This is a genomic window from Kitasatospora sp. NPDC057692 (assembly GCF_042799475.1).
Taxonomy (GTDB): Bacteria; Actinomycetota; Actinomycetes; order Streptomycetales; family Streptomycetaceae; genus Kitasatospora.
In genome coordinates, this window is sequence record NZ_JBHVIV010000098.1 from 10,867 (window position 1) to 28,862 (window position 17,996).

Consider the following 17,996-nt stretch of genomic DNA (forward strand, 5'->3'; position numbering starts at 1 on the left):
ACCCCACCGCCCTGTACGGATCATGCCGGGGCACTCCGGCACGAATACACGAGCACACGAGCACACGGGGCTCGTGCGACGGGGACACCGCCGTTCCCGTTCCGGCGACCACCTCAAGTGTGACGGCGCGGCCCCGGTGCCGCACCCGACCGGTGTCTCCCCAGGCCAGGGCCACCGCAGGCCAGGGCGAACGCGCCAGGGGCCGGCCCGGCGGGAGGAGGCGCGCAGGCCCCCGCCGCGAGCGTCGGAGTGCTTCCCGCGCTGCCCGGCGCTCCCTTCCTCGGCATACGAACACCGCGCAGGATGGGGTGGGGGTGGCGCCTCCGACGCGGCGCGCTCCGACCGGTCGGGCCGGGCGGCAGGACGTTCCGCGGCAGGACGCCCCCTGGCCGGTCCCGGTCGATTCAGCAGAGAGGGACCGATGCGCCTACGCCGGAAGCCGGTTCATCGCACGACCGCCCGTCCGCGCTTCGGACGGGCGGTGAGACGCGGAGTCACGGTGGTAGCGGCCCTGGCATCCGTGCTGGCCGGACCGGTCACCGCGGTGGACGCCCGGCCGGCCGCGCCGTGCGTCACCGCCGGGCCCGACCGGCAGGCCGCACCGGCCGCACCGGCCCGGTGGTCGCCGACCGGGAACCCGCGGGCGTCCGTCGTCCCGGGGCGGATGCGGTCCGACTGCGAGCCGATCCCCCCGGGCTTCACGAAGGAACAGGCCGACCGCGCCGAGGTGATGGAAGCCGCGCTCCCGGCCCGGCCGGCGGAGGCGGGTCCCCGGGTGTCGGCCGCGGCCGACTGCCGGGTCTACTGGCCGGCACCGTACGAGGTCTGCGGCGCGATCCGGGAGAAGTACGACGAACTCGGCGGGCCCAACGGCTTCCTGCTGTACCCGACGTCGGAGGAGCTGACCAACCCCGACGGGCAGGGCAGGCGTTCGGTGTTCCAGAACGGGCCCATCTACTGGTCGGCGGCCGGCGGCGCGCACCCGGTGGTCAACCACTTCTTCGCCGCCTGGCAGCGCAACGGCTGGGAGGCCGGCCCGCTCGGGTACCCGACCTCGGACGAGATCGTCAACCCCGACAGCGTCGGCCGCCGCCAGTACTTCCAGGGCGGCACGGTCTACTGGCACCTGAACGAGGCCTACTACGTCACCGGCGCGATCCGCGACAAGTGGGGCGAGACCGGGTGGGAGGGCGGCCAGCTCGGCTACCCCGCCGGTGACGAGATCCGCCTGCCGGACGGCCGGGGCCGCATGAACAGGTTCGAACACGGCGCCGTCTACTGGTCGCCCGACACGGGGGCGCATCCGGTCACCGGGGCCGTCCTGGACCAGTGGTCCCGCGCCGGCTACGAGGCGAGCGCCTACGGCTACCCGACGGAGGACCCGGTCGCGCACTCCGGCGGCGTCCTGGAGCAGCGGTTCGAGCACGACCGCATCTACAGCTCCGGCGTGACGGTACCCGTCGCCCCGGGCGTCTCCCTGTCGCTGGGGGTGCCGTCGGCCGACCGGCTGCAGCCCTCGGCGGTGTCCGACGGCGTCGTCCTGAGCGGCCCCGGCTTCGACGCCCGGTTCCACCGCCTGGCCGAGGACGGCTCGTTCGAGGTGTCGCTGGTGCGCCTGGACCGCAGCGCCCCGACCTCGGTGGACGTCCTGTTCGGCGCGCCCGCCGGCTACGCGCTGCGCGCCACCGCTCAACGGGTGGAGCTCGTCGACCCGGCGGGGGCGGTCGCCGCCGGCGTCGGACTGCCGCTGGGCTTCGACGCGACCGGCGCGGCGGTGCCCGTACGGGCGAGCCTCGACGGCAACCGGCTGCGCCTGCAACTCGGCGACGCCGCCGCGTACCCCATCGCGTTCCCCGCCGTCGCGGCACGCGGGGACGCCCTGGACCAGTGGTGGTCGACCGGCGTCCAGCAGCGCAGCGTGTGCGAGGGCGAGCCCTACGACTGCTACCGGGTCCGCAACGCCCGCGGACCGGCGTTCAACCTGTCGAAGGCGGCGTTCCCCGAGGCGACGGAGACCGACGACAACCGGATCGACGCCGCGCGGCACTGCATCTGGAACGGGCTGATGACCGAGGGCGCCAACCGCGGCTTCGCGGAACGGATGGCGGCGGCCCACGAGCGCGACGGACAGGCGAACCCGGACTGGACCCGCAACGCCCAACTGATGGACGAGTACAACAACAGGACCGGCGTCCAGGTCGGACTCCGGAACGAAGGGGCGCCCTCCACCATCGAGTCCACGTGCCTGCGCTACGGCCGGGAGGCGCGGATCGTCCCCGAGCCGGACACCATCGACCTCACCAACCCGTACGGGACCGACCTCATCGCCCTGCGGCACCCCTGATCGGACGGGGCGGTGTGAGCGCACCGCCGCGTCGGGCCGCCCTCGATCCGGGCCCGGGGGGCCGATCCTCCGGGGTGCCGGGCCCGTTGATGCGCCGAGGTGCCGGGGCGGCACGTCGTGGGTCGGCGAGGGGTCGGGGGCGGAAATTCGCTGGGCCTCGGGGCCGCTTGACGATTGACTGGGCGGACCGCGCACCCGCGTCCGAGAAGGAGACCCGTGGAGGATCCGCAGTTCACGGTCCTGCTGACCGCGGCGTCCCCCGGCGGCGCGGCGGCCTTCAAGGCGATCCGGGCGGTCACCGGGCTGAGCCTCTGGCACAGCAGGCAACTGCTGGGCAGCGCACCCGTCATCGCGCTGGAGGACGTTCCGTTCGACCTCGCCGCCGCAGCGGCCCGTCGGCTGCGCGAGGCCGGCGCACCGGCCGCCGTCCGTTGCGGCTGGTGCCGACGCGTCGTGTCCGACGACACCCCGATCGGCCCCGGCCCGTGCACGTCCCCGTTCTGGCCCACGCCGCACTGCCCGGCCAACTCCCTGACCACCTGCGGCTGCGGGCCCTGCGCCGCCTACGGCCCCCTGCCCGGCCACACCCCTTACCACCGCCCCTGAGAGCCTGAACCCTGAGCCCTGAACCTTCAGCCGCCGGAAGCGCCTCCCGGCGGCCGCGGGATGGGAGAATCCCGGGCACGGAAGGTCACGGTCGGCGGGGAGTCGGCGAGGGGCGGACGCGAGGGCTGGAGGTGCTCGGTCCCCACCTGGCGGACGATCCGGCCGGGTAGGGGCCCGCCCTCACCGAGGCGCACGCACTCCCCGCCGAGGCCGTCGCCGCCACCTGACGACCCGGCGACGCCGCCGCCACCTGACGGCGCGGCGGCCCACCTGAGGGCGGGGATGTTCCGCCGCCGCTGCCGGTCACAGTCGCGCACCCGGTCCGCCGCGGCGGGCTCAGGCCCGGTGTCGGCGCAGCACGCGGCGTTCCGCTTCCGTCGTCCCGCCCCAGACGCCCTCCACGGGCGCGGCGTCGAGCGCCCAGTCCAGGCACTGCCGTGCCACCGGGCAGCGGCCGCACACGGCCTTCGCCTCGTCGCTCTGCACGAGCGTCGGGAAGCTGGTGCCGCTGCCGATGGGGAAGAAGAGTTCGGGGTCCACGCCCCGGCAGCGGGCCGACTCACGCCAGTTCATGAGGGTGCCTCCGTTCTTCCGGTCCTCTCCTCTCTGACGACGCGGGGGCGGTGATTGTGACATCGGCTGCCGAGCCGTCCGCGCGGGGGCCTGGGCCGGTGGGACCCCGGGAGCGCGGGTCCCGTTCCTCCCGGGGGCGGGCGAGGGCGTGGAGGTGGCGATGCGGGTCGTGTTCGTGCACGGGCGTGTGTGAGTTCGCCCGCCGGGCCGGCCGCGTGGTCGAACTCGACGCCGGGCACCACCCCTTCCTGTCCCGCCCCGCGGAGGTCCGCGATCTGCTGCTCGGCCTGTGCCGGGAACCGCGCCGGCCCAGGGTTCGACTCCCCCGTCGTATAAGCTCGTTGACGTATCTTTCGCCTCGGATCGACGACGGGCGTTGACCACCGGCCCGCCCGGGGATTGGCTTGCCCGGAAAGCCCGCCGCCGGGAGGGAGCCCGGCCGGGCGAGCAGAGGGGAAGACCTGATGACACGTACCAGCCGGAGGACCCGCAACCGGTGGCTCGCGGGCGGGGGTGTGGTGGCCGCGGCCGCGGTGCTCGCCGCCACCGCCGTTCCCGCCCAGGCCCAGGCCGGTCCGGTGGCGCGCGGCACCGTCCGGATCAGCACCGGGGTGGACGGCGCCACGCCCAACGACCAGTCGTTCAGCAAGGGCCTCAGCGCCGACGGGCGCTACGCCCTGTTCACCTCCTGGGCCACCAACGTGGTGGAGCAGCCCGGGAAGGGCTGGCGCGACGCCTATGTGAGGGACCTGCGCACCGGGCGCACCGAGCGGGTCAACCTCTCCGACGCGGACGAGCCGCTGGCGGGCTTCACCGACTACGTCGCGATCAACGCCAACGGCCGCTACGTCGCCTTCGACAGCGACGCCGAGGGCGTGGTGCCCGGCGCGCGGGTGGCGGGGCGCGACGAGGTGTACGTGCGCGACCGCTGGACGGGGCGCACCGAGCTGATCAGCGGCAGCGCCGCCGGGACCGACACCGACCAGTACCACGCCTCGTACGCGCCCTCGATCAGCGCGGACGGCCGGTACGTGGCCTTCCTGTCCTCGCGGACCGACCTGGACCCGACCGTGGTGGAAGCGCCTGCGGTGGACGCCGACCCGTCGCTGAACCGGCCGTACACCTGGAAGTACAACGTCTACCTGACCGACCGGCGGACCCACACCACCCGGCTGATCTCCCGGGACACCAACGGCAGGCCGGGCGAGAGCCTCTCGGTGCACCCGACGATCAGCGCGGACGGCCGCACCATCGGCTTCTCCTCGCTCTCCGAACTGCTGCCGGAGGAGCAGCCCCCGGCTCCGGCCATCGCCCCCGGCGACGTGGAGCTGACCCCGAGCGCCGCCGAGGCCGCTCGCCGCAGCACCCCGAAGGGCCTGGGGGAGTCGATCGCCTCCCACCCGACCTCCGCCGTCTACTACGTCTACGACGTGCCCACCGGGAAGCTGCGGGCGGTGAGCGCGGGCCTCGACGGCACGGTGGGCAACTCCAGCTTCGACGCGACGATCAGCCCCGACGGGCGGCGCGCGATCTACACGCTGGCCGAGCCCGGCGGCTCGACCCACGGTCACCGCTACCACACGGTGCTGCACGTCCGGGACCTGCGGACGGGAACGGTGACCAAGGTCAGCGGCGGTCTGCCGGGCACCGGTTCGGTCGGCTCCTCGGACCACGGCTCGATCACCGCCGACAACCGCTGGCTCTACTTCGAGTCCGAGGCCGACAACCTGGTGGCCGGCCCGCAGCGCGCGGGCTGGGACGTCTACCGCCAGGACCTGCGCACCGGCCGCACCGAGCGGGTCTCCACCGCGCCGGACGGCTCGTTCGGCAACGGCGATTCGAGGGAGCCGTTCGTGGCCGCCTCGGGCCGCGCGGTGGCGTTCGCTTCGACCAGCGGCAATCTGGTGGCCGGCACCGACGCCCCGGCGGCCGAGGGCTCCCAGGCCTTCGTCTCGTTCGTCGGGCGCCACCGGGGCGGCGGCGACGATCAGGGCGAGAACCAGGACGACTGACCGGATCGCGGCGGCGCCCGTCCCCCTGCGGTGACGGGCGGCGCCCGACAGGGCGGGAGATGACCGTGCCCGTAACAGGAACAGACCCGCGCACCGCCGGGGCGGACCACCGCGTCAGCCCGGCCCGGATCGCCGTGGTGCAGTGCGACGCCCAGGTCGGAACCGCCAACCGGGAGCGGAACCTCCGGCGGGGCCTGGACCTGGCCGGGCAGGCGGCCGACGGGGGCGCCACCCTCGTCGTGCTCCCCGAACTGTGCGCGACCGGCTACGCGTTCGCGACCCGGGCCGAGGCGTACGCCCACGCCGAAGAGGTGCCGTCGGGCGCCACCGTCCGCGCGTGGGAGGCGTTCGCCCGCGACCGGGGCGTGCACCTGGTGGGGGGCCTGGTCGAGCAGGACGGCGTCCGGCTGTTCGACTCGGCCGTCCTGGTCGGCCCGGACGGCTACATCGGCCACTACCGCAAGACCCACCTGTGGAACACCGAGAAGCTCTGGTTCACCCCGGGCGACCGGGGCTTCCCGGTGTTCGAGACCCGGCTGGGCCGGATCGGGCTGCTCATCTGCTGGGACATCTGGTTCCCCGAGGTGCCGCGGCTGCTCGCGCTCCAGGGGGCGGACATCATCTGCAGCGCCAACAACTGGACCTGGACCCCGCCGCCCGTGCTCGACGCGTCCGGCCGGTGCATGGCCGCGTACCTCACGATGACCGCCGCCCACGTCAACAACGTCGTCATCGCCGCCGCCAACCGGATCGGCACCGACCGCGACGCCCGCTTCCTCGGCTGCTCGCTGATCGCCGGCACCGGCGGCCGGCCGCTCGGGGAGATCGCGGGCCCGGACGAGGAGCGCGTCCTGACCGCCGACGTCGACGTGGTCGCCTCCCGCGCCGCGCCGATCTGGAACCCGCTCAACGACCTGGTGCGCGACCGGCGGACCGACCTCTACGACCCGATGCTCGGCTACCGGCGGAGCGGGCCCTTCCCCCGCTGACGGGGGCCGGGTCGCTCCACCGGCGGCGGAGTCCGGAACGCACGCACCCGGCGGCCGGGGCGCCCAGGGTCTACCGCGCCCGGAGCTCCGCCTCGCGCGCCGCCAGCGCGAGGGCGAGCACCCGTTCCCGGTACGGGTTGCCGGCGTCCAGCGCCCGGGCCGTCGCGATCGCCTCCTCCAGCAGCGCCAGGCGGGCCTGCGGCAGCCCGCTCACCTCCGGGAGGCGGGTCGCGTCGACCAGCACCCGGGCCAGCTTCGATCCGTACGCCTCGGGCGAGACCTGCGTGAGCAGCCGGTAGGCCCACAGGCCCCGCGGTCCCCGCAGCACCCGCCGGTCCGTGCCGAGCAGCAGCATCCTCGCCCGCAGCACCGCATCCTGATTCACCGTGTCCCCCTTCGTTCGTCGCCGTGCCCCTCCCCCGGGCCCGCGCGGGGCAGCACGGCGTGCGTGCCGACGCCCGGGAGCGGGCGCCGGCACGGAGCCGGGGAGAGTGGATGACGTCGAGTCTGCGGGCCGCGCAGGCGCCGGACAAGGGTGATCGGCTGTGCTCCCGGTCCTACCGGAAAGGGCCTCTGACAGGCCATGATGGTGTCGACACTCGGCCGGGCCCGCCGCGGAGGGCGGCACCAGGCCGCGGCTACGACGGGTTCGCGGTGTGCCAGGTGGCGATCCAGCAGGCGGTCGCCAGCGTGGCGGCGCCCGCCGCGGCCATCGCGGCGCCGGTGCCCGCCGCGGTCGCGAGCACGCCGAAGCAGGCGGGGCCGAGGCCCTGCAGGGTCATGGTGCCCGAGGACAGCAGCCCGAACGCCTGGCCCTGGTTGGCGTCGGGCACCGCGTCGAGGAAGGCCCGCTGCAGTCCCAGGGCGTAGGCGAAGCCGGTCCCGGCGCACAGCAGCAGGGCCGCGCTCGCCCCGGCGCCGGGATCCGCCGCGAAGGCCAGCAGCGGCAGTCCCATCACCGCGGCGAGCGGGGCCACCAGCCGCTCCCGCACGGGCGGCCGCACCAGCCGGCCGACGACCAGGGCGCCCACCAGCATGCCGGCCGGCAGACAGGCCATCAGCAGGGCGTAGGTGCCGGGCGCGAAGTGCCGCTGCCCGGCGTAGGCGACGATCAGGGCCTCGGCCCCGGCCGTGGCGGCGCCCGGCAGCCACTGGGCGAGCAGCAGCCGCCGCGGGTGCCGGGCGCCCAGCAGGGCGGCGGTCCCGCGCAGTCCGGCCTTCGCCAGCGAGCCGGCCGGGGCGCCGTCGGGGTCGAGCCGCGGCAGGCCGAGCCGGACCGCCACCGCCGCCGTGAGGTGGAGCGCCGCGCCGACGGCGAGCGCCTGGCGGGTGCCGAGGGCCGCGACGGCGGCGCCGCCGACGGCCAGGCCCGCCAGTTGGGCGACCGAGGAGGCCATGCCGTTCAGCGACCGCCCCAGCACATAGGCGTCCCCGGTCAGCCAGCGGGCCACCAGCCGCCCCGAGGCGCCGTGGAACACCGGTGTCACCACCGCGACCAGTGCCACCAGCGCCAGGTCCGCCGCGACGGACAGCGGCAGCGACGCCAGGGCCAGGGCCGCCACGGCCTCCAGCAGGTAGCCCCCGGCGATCAGCGCCCGCGGTGGCAGGCGGTCGGCGAGCGGGCCGAGCAGCACGCTGCCGAACAGCTGGGGCAGGAAGCCCGCCCCGAAGGCCACCGCGCTCAGCAGGGGTGAGGCGGTGGTGGCGAAGACCAGGACCGAGAACGCCGAGATCCGCAGCGAATCGGCGGTGATCGCCACGGAGCGGGCGAGGAAGAGCACCCTGAACCGGGGCTCGGCGAGGACCTCACGGTAGGTGGTGCGGTGGGTGGGCGCGTGCGTGGTCATGGGCGGCAGCCTCGCGGGGCGCTCCCGGCCGCGCGAATGATTCGTCCCTCGACGTAAGGTCGAGGGGTCGCGAGGGCCGCGGGGCCGCCAGGTCGTAGGGCCGTAGGGCCGTGGGGCCGTGGGGCCGTCCGGCCGCAACGGCTCGCGAGGTCGTAGGGTCGGGGCGTGATCCGCTTCGAAGTCGCCGCCGAGGCCCTGCTGCGCAGCCGCTTCGCCCTCTCCCCCGCCTTCGAACTGGCCTGTCTGCTGCGGTCCCTGGACGGCCGGGGCCTCGGGCGGCTGCCCGCCGCGTGGGCGGCGCGGCTGCGGCCCGCCTTCGAGCGGCTGCGCGCCGCGAGCGACCTGGACGCGGCGCTCGCCCTGCACACGCCCCGCGGCGGCGCCGACTTCATCACCGTCCCGCCCAGGGGCCTGGCCCAGACCTGGGCCGAGGACCTGGCCGCCATCCGCGCGACGCCGCCGGAGCAGGCCCGCGCCGAGATCGCCCGCACGCTGGCCGTGCAGCCGGTCCGGGATCCCGGGATCCGGCGGATCCTGGCCGCGCCGGACGCCGTCGAGCGGATCGCCGCCGCCCTGGACCTGGCCTGGCACGAACTCCTGGCCGCCGACTGGCCGTTGCTGCGCGCGGTCTGCGAGCGGGACGTGGTGCACCGGGTGGGCCTGATCGGCGAGCAGGGGTGGGAGGCGGTGATCGCCGGCCTGCACGACGGGGTGTCCTGGCGCGACGGGGCGATCGAGGTCGGCGTCGCCGGCGGCGGCACCGTGGCGCTGGCCGGGGAGGGGCTGCTGCTGATCCCCTCGGTCTTCGTCGTCCCGACCGTGGCGACGCACACGGCGCCGCCCTGGCCGAAGACCCTGATCTACCCCGCCCGCGGCACCGCCGCCCTGCTGGAGACCCCGTCCGCCGGCCCGCCCCGGGCCCTCGACGCGCTGATCGGGCGTTCGCGGGCCCGGGTGCTCGCCGCGCTGGACACTCCCGCCAGCACCAGCCAGCTGGCCCGCCAGCTCAGCCTGGCGACCGGCGCCGTGGGCGACCATCTCGCGGTGCTGCTCGACGCGGGCCTGCTCAGCCGCGCCCGCTCGGGGCGCTCGGTGCTCTACCAGCGCACGGCGCTGGGGGACGCGCTGGCCGGCGCCGCGGGCGGCGCCCCCTCCGGGTCCGGGTGACGGCCTGCCGCCGGGCGCCCGTGCCCGTTCAGCCCGCGGACAGGTCGAGCTCGAAGGGCGAGCCCTGGGCGGCGGGCGTCCAGCCCCTCGACCGGGCGGCCCGGATGCCCGCGGCGACCTCCCCCGGCAGGACCAGCTGGTCCGGCACCGGGGCGGGGTCGAGGAAGACCCGCCGGCCGGTCTCCACGACGAGCGTCGTTCCCGGTCGGGCCGCCTCCTCCGCCACGTAGCGCAGGGTGCCGCCCTCGAAGTCGCAGCACAGGTGCTTCCTGCCGACGCGCCGGCGGTACTCGACGCCGTCGACGACGATGCGGCGGGAACCCTTCTTGGGAAGTGCCACCGTGGCGCCTCTCGGCCTTCGGTCGTCCGGATCTTCTCCGACATCTCCTCCCGGGGCCCGCGGCTGTCACCGGGTTTGCTCCCCGGGCCGCGAAGTCCACGGGGCCCTCCGGGTGGGCGGACCCGGCGAGGGGGCCGGGCGGGGCGGGCCGGGAGAGTCGGGCTCCCGGCCCGGCCCCCCGTACGGCCGTTGATAGCGTGTCGCCATGACGGAGCCGGAAGAGCTGGAAGCGCTGGTCCTGACCCCCGACGAGCGGGCCCGGGGGGTTCAGGTCGACCGGGTGATGTTCACCCTGGACTGGACCGGCGAGGAGGAACCGGGCCTGCTGGCGGCGTTCGTGGCCGACCGGGTGCGGGCCTTCGGGACGGAGCCGGCGGGCGTCGGCACCGAGGCCGTCCGCCGGGCGGCCGAGGCCGATCCGGCGCTGCGCCGCGGCGATCTCCCGGTGCGCCAGCTCGACCACCTCTCCGGTGTGCTGGCGGAGCTCGGCTGCACGCTCCTGGTGTGGGACAGCGGCACCGACGCCTACGAGGTCCTGGTCGCTCCGGGCGGCGACCACGCGTCGGCCGGGCTGACGCACGAGGGTCTCCCGGTGCGGCCCTGGGGCGCCGAACCCGACGAGACCCTGGTCAGCCTGAACTGCCCGGGCTGCTCGCAGATGCTGGTCTGGCAACTGCCGCCGAACGAGACCCTGGCCGACGAGCACTGCGACTGCGGCACCCCGCTGTTCGACGCCGCCGGCCTCCCGCTGCCCGGCGTCACGCTCGACGACTGAGCCGCCCACCGGGGCCTACCGCGGCGGCGTGTTCGTCGGCGGCGCGGGAGGCGGTGCGGGAAGCGGCGCGGCGGGGAGACGGATGGCGAGCACCGCCATGTCGTCGTGGCCGTCGCTGGGGTGGCGGTCGGCGAGCAGGCGGACGAGGTCGTCCAGCGGCAGGGCGGCATGGGCGGCGGCGAGCGCGGCGAGGGCGTCCAGGCCCTCGTCGATGGGGCGCGCCGGGTCCTCGACGAGGCCGTCGGTGAACAGGACGACGGTGGCGCCGGCCGGCAGCGGGCGGGTGTGGTCGGGGCGGTGGACGGCGGGGTCGATGCCCAGGGGGATGCCGGGTTCGGCGTCCAGGTACCGGGCCCGCCCGTCGGGCGTGACGACGAGGGGCGGCAGGTGGCCGGCGCTGCTCCAGTGGAGGCTCCAGCCGTCCCCGGAGGGTTCGATCCGGGCCAGGCACACGGTGGTGACGGGCAGGTCGGTGATGGCGCCCACGGTGTGGTCGAGCTGGGTCAGCACCGAGCTGGGCGGGGTCCTGCGGTCGAAGAGCAGCGCGCGGAGCATGTTGCGCGCCTGGGCCATCGCGGCGGCGGCCTGCAGGTCGTGGCCGACGACGTCGCCGATGACGGCCGCACAGGCCCGGTCGGGCAGGACGGCGGCGTCGTACCAGTCACCGCCGACACCGGCCGGCTCGGCGGCGGTGCGGTAGACCGCCGCCCCGGTGAACGGGACCAGGTTCGGCAGCGTGGGCAGCAGCAGCCGCTGGAACTGCTCCGCGCCGTCGCGCATGTAGCCGAACAGCCGGGCGTTCTCGATGGCGATGCCGGCCGCGCCCGCGAGGGCGCGGACGATCTCCTCGTCGTCCGCGTCGAACGGCCGGCCGTCCGCGCGCTCGGAGAGGTAGAGGTCGCCGTAGATCTCGCCGCGGACGGTGATCGCCACGCCCAGCAGGGTCCGCATCGGCGGATGGCCCGGCGGGAAGCCCACCGAGGCCGGGTGGGAGGAGATGTCGTCCACCCGCAGCGGCTCCGGGTGGCGGATCAGGTGCCCGAGCACCCCGCGCCCGTGCGGGAAGTCGACACCGGCGAGGGCCGCGCGCTCCTCCTCCGTCAGCCCGGCGGTGACGAACCGCTCCAGCCGGTCGCCCGAGGAGTCGAGCACGCCGAGCGCACCGTAGCGGGCCCCGACCAGGTCCATCGCCGTCGTGACGATCCGGTGCAGCACCACCGGCAGCTCCAGGTCGCCGCCGATGGCCAGCACCGCCGACAGCAAACCCTGCAACCGGTCCTTCGCCCGGGCGAGCGCACGCAGCTGCTCGGCGGCGTCCTCCGGCCGCCCGTCCGGAGCCACCGGGCACTCCGGCGGCTCCGCCGCACCCGGTGGCCCGGCCGGCTCCGCCCCGGAAGTCATGACACCGCCTCGTTCACCACCCCCACGCTACGCACCGCACCGCCGTCCGGCCCGCCGATCGTCCCTTCGGCCGCGCCTCAGCGAACGGTGTCGCCGGTCTCCCGCACCACCGTCCAGCCGTCGCCGTCCAGGGCGTGCACGGGCGGCCGGGGCCGCACCCACACGTGGGCGAACGGCAGGTCGTAGCCGCCGCACCCGCCGATCGCCACCACGTCCCCCGGCCCCGCCCCGATCGGCCCCGCGACCTCGTCCGCGAAGACGTCGCCCTCGTAGCAGTTGGCGCCCAGCAGCCGGTACCGCCCCCGGTGGTCGCCCGGCGCGGCGGGGAACGCGATCGGGTGCGCCCGGCTCTTCACCGTCCGGGCCAGGTTGGTCCCCCCGTCCAGCACCAGCAGCTCCCGCCCGTCGCGGGACTTGCGGACCGCCACCCGGCAGACCAGCGCGCCGTGCGCCTCCACCAGGGAGCGCCCCGGCTCGATCACCAGGTCCACCGCGTCCGGATCCAGCCCGGCCTGCCGGCATCCGGCCGCGACGGCGGCGGCGTACGCCTCCCACCGGCGCCCGGGCACCCCCTGCGGCGGGAACCCTCCGCCGACGTCCACCGTCAACCGCTCCTCGGCCGCCCCCGACAGCTCCCGCAGCACCCCCGCCCAGGACAGCAGGGCCGCACGGTACGCCTCCGGCCCGGACAGCGTCGAGACCCCGACGTGCACCCCCCACACCGGCCGGCCGGCCCGGCGCAGCAGCTCGCGCGCCCGCACCACCTCGGCCGGCAGCAGGCCGAAGCGCGACCGCTCGCCGTTGCCGCCCCGGGTCGCGAGCCGCAGTCCCACCGGCGGAGGCCCGTCGGGCAGCGCGAGCAGGTCGCCCAGCTCGGTCAGCGAGTCGACCTGGACCGGCACCCCGAGCGCCGCCGCCCTGGCCAGCTCCGCCGGGCTCTTCACCGGCCCGTCGTAGACGATCCGCTCCGGCGCGAAGCCGTCCTCCAGGGCCAGCGACAGCTCCGCGCCCGACACCACCTCCGCCGCCGCGCCCAGCTCCGCCAGCCGCCGGGTCACGGCCGCCAGCGGATTGCTCTTGTACGAGTACGCCACCGTCAGATGGGCGAACTCCTTGCGCCAGACCAGCTCCATCTCCCGGTAGCCCTCCGCGAGGGCCTCCAGGTCGAACAGGTAGAACGGCGTCGCGCCGCGCTCCGCCACCTCCAGCGCCCCAGCCCGCAAACGATCGCTCAGCACGGTGTGCACCACCTCCCGGAACGGTTCGGACGGCCGCGAAGCACGATAGGCGAAACCCCTCAGCTTGTCAGTGGCACCTCAACGACGGCGCATTGCGTGATTCCGGCCTCGCGGGCCACGGCTCGACCGCCGCGGGACGGGAGGCGCCCGCTCCGGCCCGGACGGCCGGACCACCGGACCGCCGCAAGGCCGCGGGGCACGCTCCCCGACGGGGCACCGGCCGAGCCTCAGGATGATCCACGGACCGGCGCCCCCTCGAATCCCGCCGCCGTCCGCGGCGGCGCTGAGACGAGCGTCGCTTTTCCGAAAAACCCTCAAACACCATGCTCTTCATGCGGTATGACTATCGGCGTCACGGGTCAACCGTGCACGGAGCAATTTTACCGATAAAGGGGATATCGTGGGGAGAACGATCACACGGGCGTCGACAGCGGTCGTCGCGGGACTGGTCGCGGCCTCGGTGCTGCCCGCCCAGGCCGGGGCCGCCGCCCCGCCCTCGGTCTGGGTCGCCAGCGGCGCCGACCATGTCTTCTCGTCCTCGCCGGCGCCCCAGCGGCCGACCGGCGGAGTGGCCCTGTTCGCCGCCCGCAACGAAGTCCAGGCCGCCCAGATCGCCGTCCGCTCCGGAGGGGCGCTGAACGGCCTGTCGGTGCGGGCGGGCGACCTCACCGGACCGGGCGGGGCGGTGATCCCGGCCTCCAGGATCACCGTCGACCGGGAGTACAACCACCCGAACATCGTGAAGACCGACAGCCCGCACCGTCAGGAGCCGCCGAACGGCGGCAACGCCTACTACGACGCGCTCGTCGGCAACGACCCGTACGACCTGGCCGCCGACACCACCCAGCCGTACTACTACAGCGTGGCGGTGCCCCCCGGCCAGGCGCCCGGCACCTACACCGGCAAGGCCACCGTGAACAGTTCGGCGGGCCCGGTGGACGTACCGGTCTCGCTGACGGTGTACGCGGCCGAGCTCCCGCCGACGAACCGCTCCACCTTCCGGCTGAACAACTGGTTCACCTCGGTCGGCTGGGACTACACCCAGACGGCCAGTTCGATACCCGACCAGTTCGGGGTTCAGGCGTACTCCGACCGTTGGTGGACCCTGATGGGGAACATCGCCAAGAACCACGCCAAGCACCGCAACAACACCGTCTTCGCGGACTTCCAGGCGCTCGCCATCCCCGGCACCACGCTGGTGAACGGCACCTACACCTTCGACTGGACGACCTTCGACCGCTTCGTCCAGCTCTTCCAGGACGCCGGCGCGCTCCAGTACATCTACACCCCCCACCTCCTGGAGGAGAACGGGTCGAAGGTGGAGGTGCTCGTCGAGAACGGCAGCGGCGGGGTGCAGGTGGCCCGGGTGGCACCCGGCTCCGCCCAGGCCGAGCAGTACTTCGCCGCCGCCCTGCCGGCGCTGAAGGCCCACCTCGACACCAAATGCGTGGACGCGGGACCGGTCTGCGGGCCGGGCCGCCGGTGGAGCGACGTCTTCTACCTCTCCGCCTCCGACGAGCCCCAGCCCGCCGACACCGCCTGGACGGCCAACGCCGACTGGCTCTACCGGCGCTACCACCAGTACTTCCCGCAGGGCATGACCAACGAGGCCCACCTGACACCCGTGCCCGACGTCGACACCACGCTCTCCACCCTCACCGCGCACGTCGACGACGACTTCGACGACAACGCCGCCTACTACCAGGACAAGCGCCTGGCCGGGAAGGACCTCTGGCTCTACTTCAGCGGCGGCCCCACGGACCGCCACCCCAACCGCCTGATCAGCTACCCGCTCTCCGACTCCCGGCTGACGCCGTGGATGGTGTCGTCGATCGGCGGCAACGGGTTCCTCCACTGGGGCTGGAACATCTGGTCGGCGTGGGACGCCGACGAAGGCCGGTACAAGGGCGTCGACACCCTCAACGGCTGGACCACCGGCGACCCGTTCCTGGTCCGCCCGAACCTCACCCCCGGTGCGCTCGACGTCTACAACAGCGTGCGCAGCGAGGCCCTGCTCGCCGGTGTCCAGGACTACGAGCTGCTCAAGCAGCTCGCCGTTTCCAAGCCGGTCCTGGCCCACGCCCTGACCTCCTCGCTGATCACCAGCAGCACCGAGTTCACCACCTCGGGCACCGAGATCGACCACCGCCACAAGCAGATCCTCGACGCCCTCACCACCCCCGGGCCCGACGCCTCCTACCCGTTCACCGACGACTTCTCCTCCGGCGCCGACACCCAGTGGCGCCACACCCGCGGCTCCTGGACCGTCACCGGCGACCAGGCCTACGCGCAGACCAGCACCGGCGACGAGTGGAACAACGTCACCGCGGTGGCCGGACGCGCCTACGCGGACGTCGCCGCCTCCGTCGACGTCCGGATCACCGGGACCAACGCGAGTGGCGGCAACACCAACTGGGCCGGCCTGACCGTCCACAGCCAGAACCCGGCCGACCGGCAGACCGGCTACCTGGTGGCGCTGCGCAACAACGGCGAGGTCTTCGTCCAGCGCGGCAACACCACCCTGGGGACCGCCACCGTGCCCGGCTTCTCCCCCGGTCAGACGGTGACCCTCCGGGTCGTCACCCGCGGCTCCTCGCTCGACGTGTACGCGGGCGCGACGAAGCTGATGTCCGTCACCGACCCGGCCTACCCGGTCGGCAACATCGGCCTCGCCACCGGCGGCGCGGCCGCCCGCTTCGACAACGTGCGGCTCAACCCCGGCACCGACCCCGCCGAGGCCGCCGCGGTCTCCGCCACCAGCAGCTACGAGGCCGACGGCTGGAGCAGCGCCGCCCTCACCGACGGCCGCCGGTCGCTGCCGACCGGCACCCTCGGCTGGAGCAGCATCGACAACCTGTCCACCGACCACACCGAGTCGGTCACCGTCGACCTCGGCTCGAACCGCCGGATCAGCCGCCTGGACCTCTTCGCCCGCGCCGACGGCGCCAACACCGGCCTCGGCTTCCCGGTCGACTACACCGTCCAGGTCTCGACCGACAAGAGCACCTGGACCACCGTCGCCGACCGGCACGACCAGCCGCGGCCCGACGCCTCGGCGCAGACCGTCGCGTTCGCGCCCGCCGATGTGCGCTACGTCAAGGTCACCGGGACGAGGCTGCGGACCGACCCGCGCGGCAACTACCACATGCAGCTCGCCGAGATCGAGGCCGCCGGGGACAACCTGGCCGCCAACCGGCCGGTGACCACGTCGAGTTCGATCGAGGGCTCCGGCTGGGGCCGCGCCGCGGCCACGGACGGCGTGCTGAACTCCGCCGCGGACTACTCGATGGGCTGGACCAGCCTCAAGTCGCCGACGGCGGCGGGCAACGAGTCGATCGTCGTGGACCTCCAGGGCGCGAGCCGGATCGAGCAGGTCCGGCTGACCCCGCGCACCGACGGCGCCAACACCGGCCTCGGCTTCCCGGTCGACTTCACCGTTCAGGTGTCGGCCGACGGCACCGCCTGGACGACGGTCGCGGACCGCCACGACCAGCCGCGCCCGGGCGGCACCCTGACCCTCCCGTTCGCGCCGGCCACGGCCCGCTACGTGAAGGTCACGGGCACCCGGCTGAGTGCCGACCAGTTCGGGGACCACTACCTGCAGCTCGGCGAGATCGCCGTCTCCTGACGCCGTGATGCCCGGCCGCCGTGACGTGCCGCCGCGCTGCCGTGCCCGGAGCGCGGTGCGGTAGGCGGCCCGATGCCCGGCCACCTCCTTCGGGTGGCCGGGCATCGGGCCGTGGTCGCCGGGCACCGCCTCCGGTCGCCGTCTCCGGTCGCCGCCCGAGGCGGTCGGGCCCGGCCGGACTCGTGGGCGGGGCGCGGTTCTTGACGGAACTTGCCAACCCGGCACATCACACGCACCAGCCATTGACCGGAGCATGACGCCATGTGAGGGTTCCAGCACCCGAACGCGGACGGCCCGCACGGCCGTCCCCAAACACGGCCCTGCGGTGCGCCACCAGCCACGCCTTCCGCGGTCGAGGACCCCCACGTGCTAGGAGCCTCGATGAAACGCAGTGCTACCGCGGGCCGGTTGCTGACCGCGGCCACCACCCTGACCGTGCTGGCCGGCACCATCGCCGCCACCGCCGGCCCGGCCACCGCCGCGCCCACCCCCACGCCGCCCAGCGGCCTGGCCGCCGCCGTCAGCGCCGCCGACCGGGCGGTCGCGGCCGGCGTGGACGCCCTGGCCAAGGGCTCGGACGAGACCTACGAGCGCACGAACGTCACCCCCTGGGTCGACGGCCTCTACTCGGTCGCCTACGAGCGCAGCTACAAGGGCCTGCCGGTGGTCGGCGGCGACGCGGTCGTCCTCGCCGACTCCCAGGGCAAGGTCCGCGGCCTGCAGTCCGCCACCAGCGGCCGCATCGACGGTGCCACCACCGCCCGGATCAGCGCCCAGAAGGCCGAGAAGACCGCCCGCACCAAGCTCTCCGCCGTCGACTCGGTCGACTCCCGCCGCCTGGTCGTGCGCGTCAAGGACGGCGACAGCGGCCGCCTCGCCTGGGAGACGGTCCTCACCGGCCGCAACGGCAACGCCCCCAGCCGTCTGCACGTCTTCGTCGACGCCACCACCGGCGAGGTCATCGACAGCTACGACGACGCGCGGGCGGGCACGCTCAACAGCAAGTGGAACGGCCCCTCGCCGACCATCAACACCACCGGCTCCGGCAGCTCCTTCTCGCTGCGCGACCCGAGCCG

Annotated in this window: 14 protein-coding genes; 8 read left to right on the forward strand and 6 right to left on the reverse strand. The window is 74.9% G+C overall.

Going from position 1 to position 17,996, the window contains the following annotated elements:
• The first annotated feature begins 499 nt into the window (after positions 1-499).
• Both ACFVFS_RS35270 and ACFVFS_RS35275 read left to right on the forward strand, forming a co-directional pair.
• Positions 500-2,344 carry an LGFP repeat-containing protein gene (locus ACFVFS_RS35270; RefSeq protein WP_380628973.1) on the forward strand — a complete coding sequence of 615 codons (1,845 nt, stop codon included), beginning with the start codon at positions 500-502 and terminating at the stop codon, positions 2,342-2,344.
• Between the two features lie 216 nt (positions 2,345-2,560).
• Positions 2,561-2,950, forward strand: a complete 390-nt coding sequence (locus ACFVFS_RS35275; protein ID WP_380628974.1) for a ribosomal protein L7/L12 — start codon at positions 2,561-2,563, stop codon at positions 2,948-2,950.
• Positions 2,951-3,286: 336 nt separating this feature from the next.
• On the opposite strand, the gene ACFVFS_RS35280 is transcribed toward ACFVFS_RS35275, so the two are convergent.
• On the reverse strand, positions 3,287-3,523 hold the full coding sequence (locus ACFVFS_RS35280; RefSeq protein ID WP_380628975.1) for a WhiB family transcriptional regulator: 237 nt from the start codon (positions 3,521-3,523) through the stop codon (positions 3,287-3,289).
• 464 nt (positions 3,524-3,987) lie between these two features.
• Between ACFVFS_RS35280 and ACFVFS_RS35285 the strand changes: the two genes are divergently transcribed.
• The gene (locus ACFVFS_RS35285; protein WP_380628977.1) at positions 3,988-5,535 is read left to right on the forward strand and encodes a TolB family protein; all 1,548 of its coding nucleotides are present in this window, start codon (positions 3,988-3,990) and stop codon (positions 5,533-5,535) included.
• A 59-nt stretch (positions 5,536-5,594) separates the two neighbouring features.
• Positions 5,595-6,524 carry a nitrilase family protein gene (locus tag ACFVFS_RS35290; RefSeq protein ID WP_380628979.1) on the forward strand — a complete coding sequence of 310 codons (930 nt, stop codon included), beginning with the start codon at positions 5,595-5,597 and terminating at the stop codon, positions 6,522-6,524.
• 70 nt (positions 6,525-6,594) lie between these two features.
• Here ACFVFS_RS35290 and ACFVFS_RS35295 read toward each other — a convergent pair whose 3' ends face one another.
• Entirely contained in the window at positions 6,595-6,909 is a 315-nt protein-coding gene (locus ACFVFS_RS35295; RefSeq protein ID WP_380628981.1) for a hypothetical protein, read from the reverse strand.
• Positions 6,910-7,162: 253 nt separating this feature from the next.
• Entirely contained in the window at positions 7,163-8,371 is a 1,209-nt protein-coding gene (locus ACFVFS_RS35300; RefSeq protein ID WP_380628983.1) for an MFS transporter, read from the reverse strand.
• Between the two features lie 165 nt (positions 8,372-8,536).
• Between ACFVFS_RS35300 and ACFVFS_RS35305 the strand changes: the two genes are divergently transcribed.
• A complete protein-coding gene (locus ACFVFS_RS35305; protein WP_380628984.1) occupies positions 8,537-9,538 on the forward strand; it encodes a helix-turn-helix domain-containing protein in 1,002 nt (333 codons plus the stop codon).
• 28 nt (positions 9,539-9,566) lie between these two features.
• Here ACFVFS_RS35305 and ACFVFS_RS35310 read toward each other — a convergent pair whose 3' ends face one another.
• Complete coding sequence (locus tag ACFVFS_RS35310; RefSeq protein ID WP_380628986.1) at positions 9,567-9,878, reverse strand: hypothetical protein; 312 nt, start codon at positions 9,876-9,878, stop codon at positions 9,567-9,569.
• Positions 9,879-10,083: 205 nt separating this feature from the next.
• Here ACFVFS_RS35310 and ACFVFS_RS35315 point away from each other — a divergent pair, with 205 nt between their 5' ends.
• Entirely contained in the window at positions 10,084-10,653 is a 570-nt protein-coding gene (locus ACFVFS_RS35315) for a hypothetical protein (RefSeq protein ID WP_380628988.1), read from the forward strand.
• Between the two features lie 15 nt (positions 10,654-10,668).
• Here ACFVFS_RS35315 and ACFVFS_RS35320 read toward each other — a convergent pair whose 3' ends face one another.
• Positions 10,669-12,054, reverse strand: a complete 1,386-nt coding sequence (locus tag ACFVFS_RS35320) for a PP2C family protein-serine/threonine phosphatase (RefSeq protein WP_380628989.1) — start codon at positions 12,052-12,054, stop codon at positions 10,669-10,671.
• Positions 12,055-12,131: 77 nt separating this feature from the next.
• Entirely contained in the window at positions 12,132-13,292 is a 1,161-nt protein-coding gene (locus ACFVFS_RS35325) for a hypothetical protein (protein ID WP_380628990.1), read from the reverse strand.
• A gap of 400 nt (positions 13,293-13,692) precedes the next feature.
• Between ACFVFS_RS35325 and ACFVFS_RS35330 the strand changes: the two genes are divergently transcribed.
• Positions 13,693-16,920, forward strand: coding sequence for a discoidin domain-containing protein (locus ACFVFS_RS35330; protein WP_380628991.1), 3,228 nt, complete (start codon positions 13,693-13,695; stop codon positions 16,918-16,920).
• Positions 16,921-17,301: 381 nt separating this feature from the next.
• Positions 17,302-17,996: PepSY domain-containing protein (locus ACFVFS_RS35335; RefSeq protein WP_380628993.1), on the forward strand; the 695-nt coding region annotated here is incomplete at its 3' end.

Bases quoted from the DNA above. Each gene is read 5' to 3' on its own strand.
- ACFVFS_RS35280 (WP_380628975.1), bottom strand. From the start codon at position 3,523: ATGAACTGGCGTGAGTCGGCCCGCTGCCGGGGCGTGGACCCCGAACTC.
- ACFVFS_RS35285 (WP_380628977.1), top strand. From the start codon at position 3,988: ATGACACGTACCAGCCGGAGGACCCGCAACCGGTGGCTCGCGGGCGGG.
- ACFVFS_RS35290 (WP_380628979.1), top strand. From the start codon at position 5,595: ATGACCGTGCCCGTAACAGGAACAGACCCGCGCACCGCCGGGGCGGAC.
- ACFVFS_RS35300 (WP_380628983.1), bottom strand. From the start codon at position 8,371: ATGACCACGCACGCGCCCACCCACCGCACCACCTACCGTGAGGTCCTC.
- ACFVFS_RS35315 (WP_380628988.1), top strand. From the start codon at position 10,084: ATGACGGAGCCGGAAGAGCTGGAAGCGCTGGTCCTGACCCCCGACGAG.
- ACFVFS_RS35320 (WP_380628989.1), bottom strand. From the start codon at position 12,054: ATGACTTCCGGGGCGGAGCCGGCCGGGCCACCGGGTGCGGCGGAGCCG.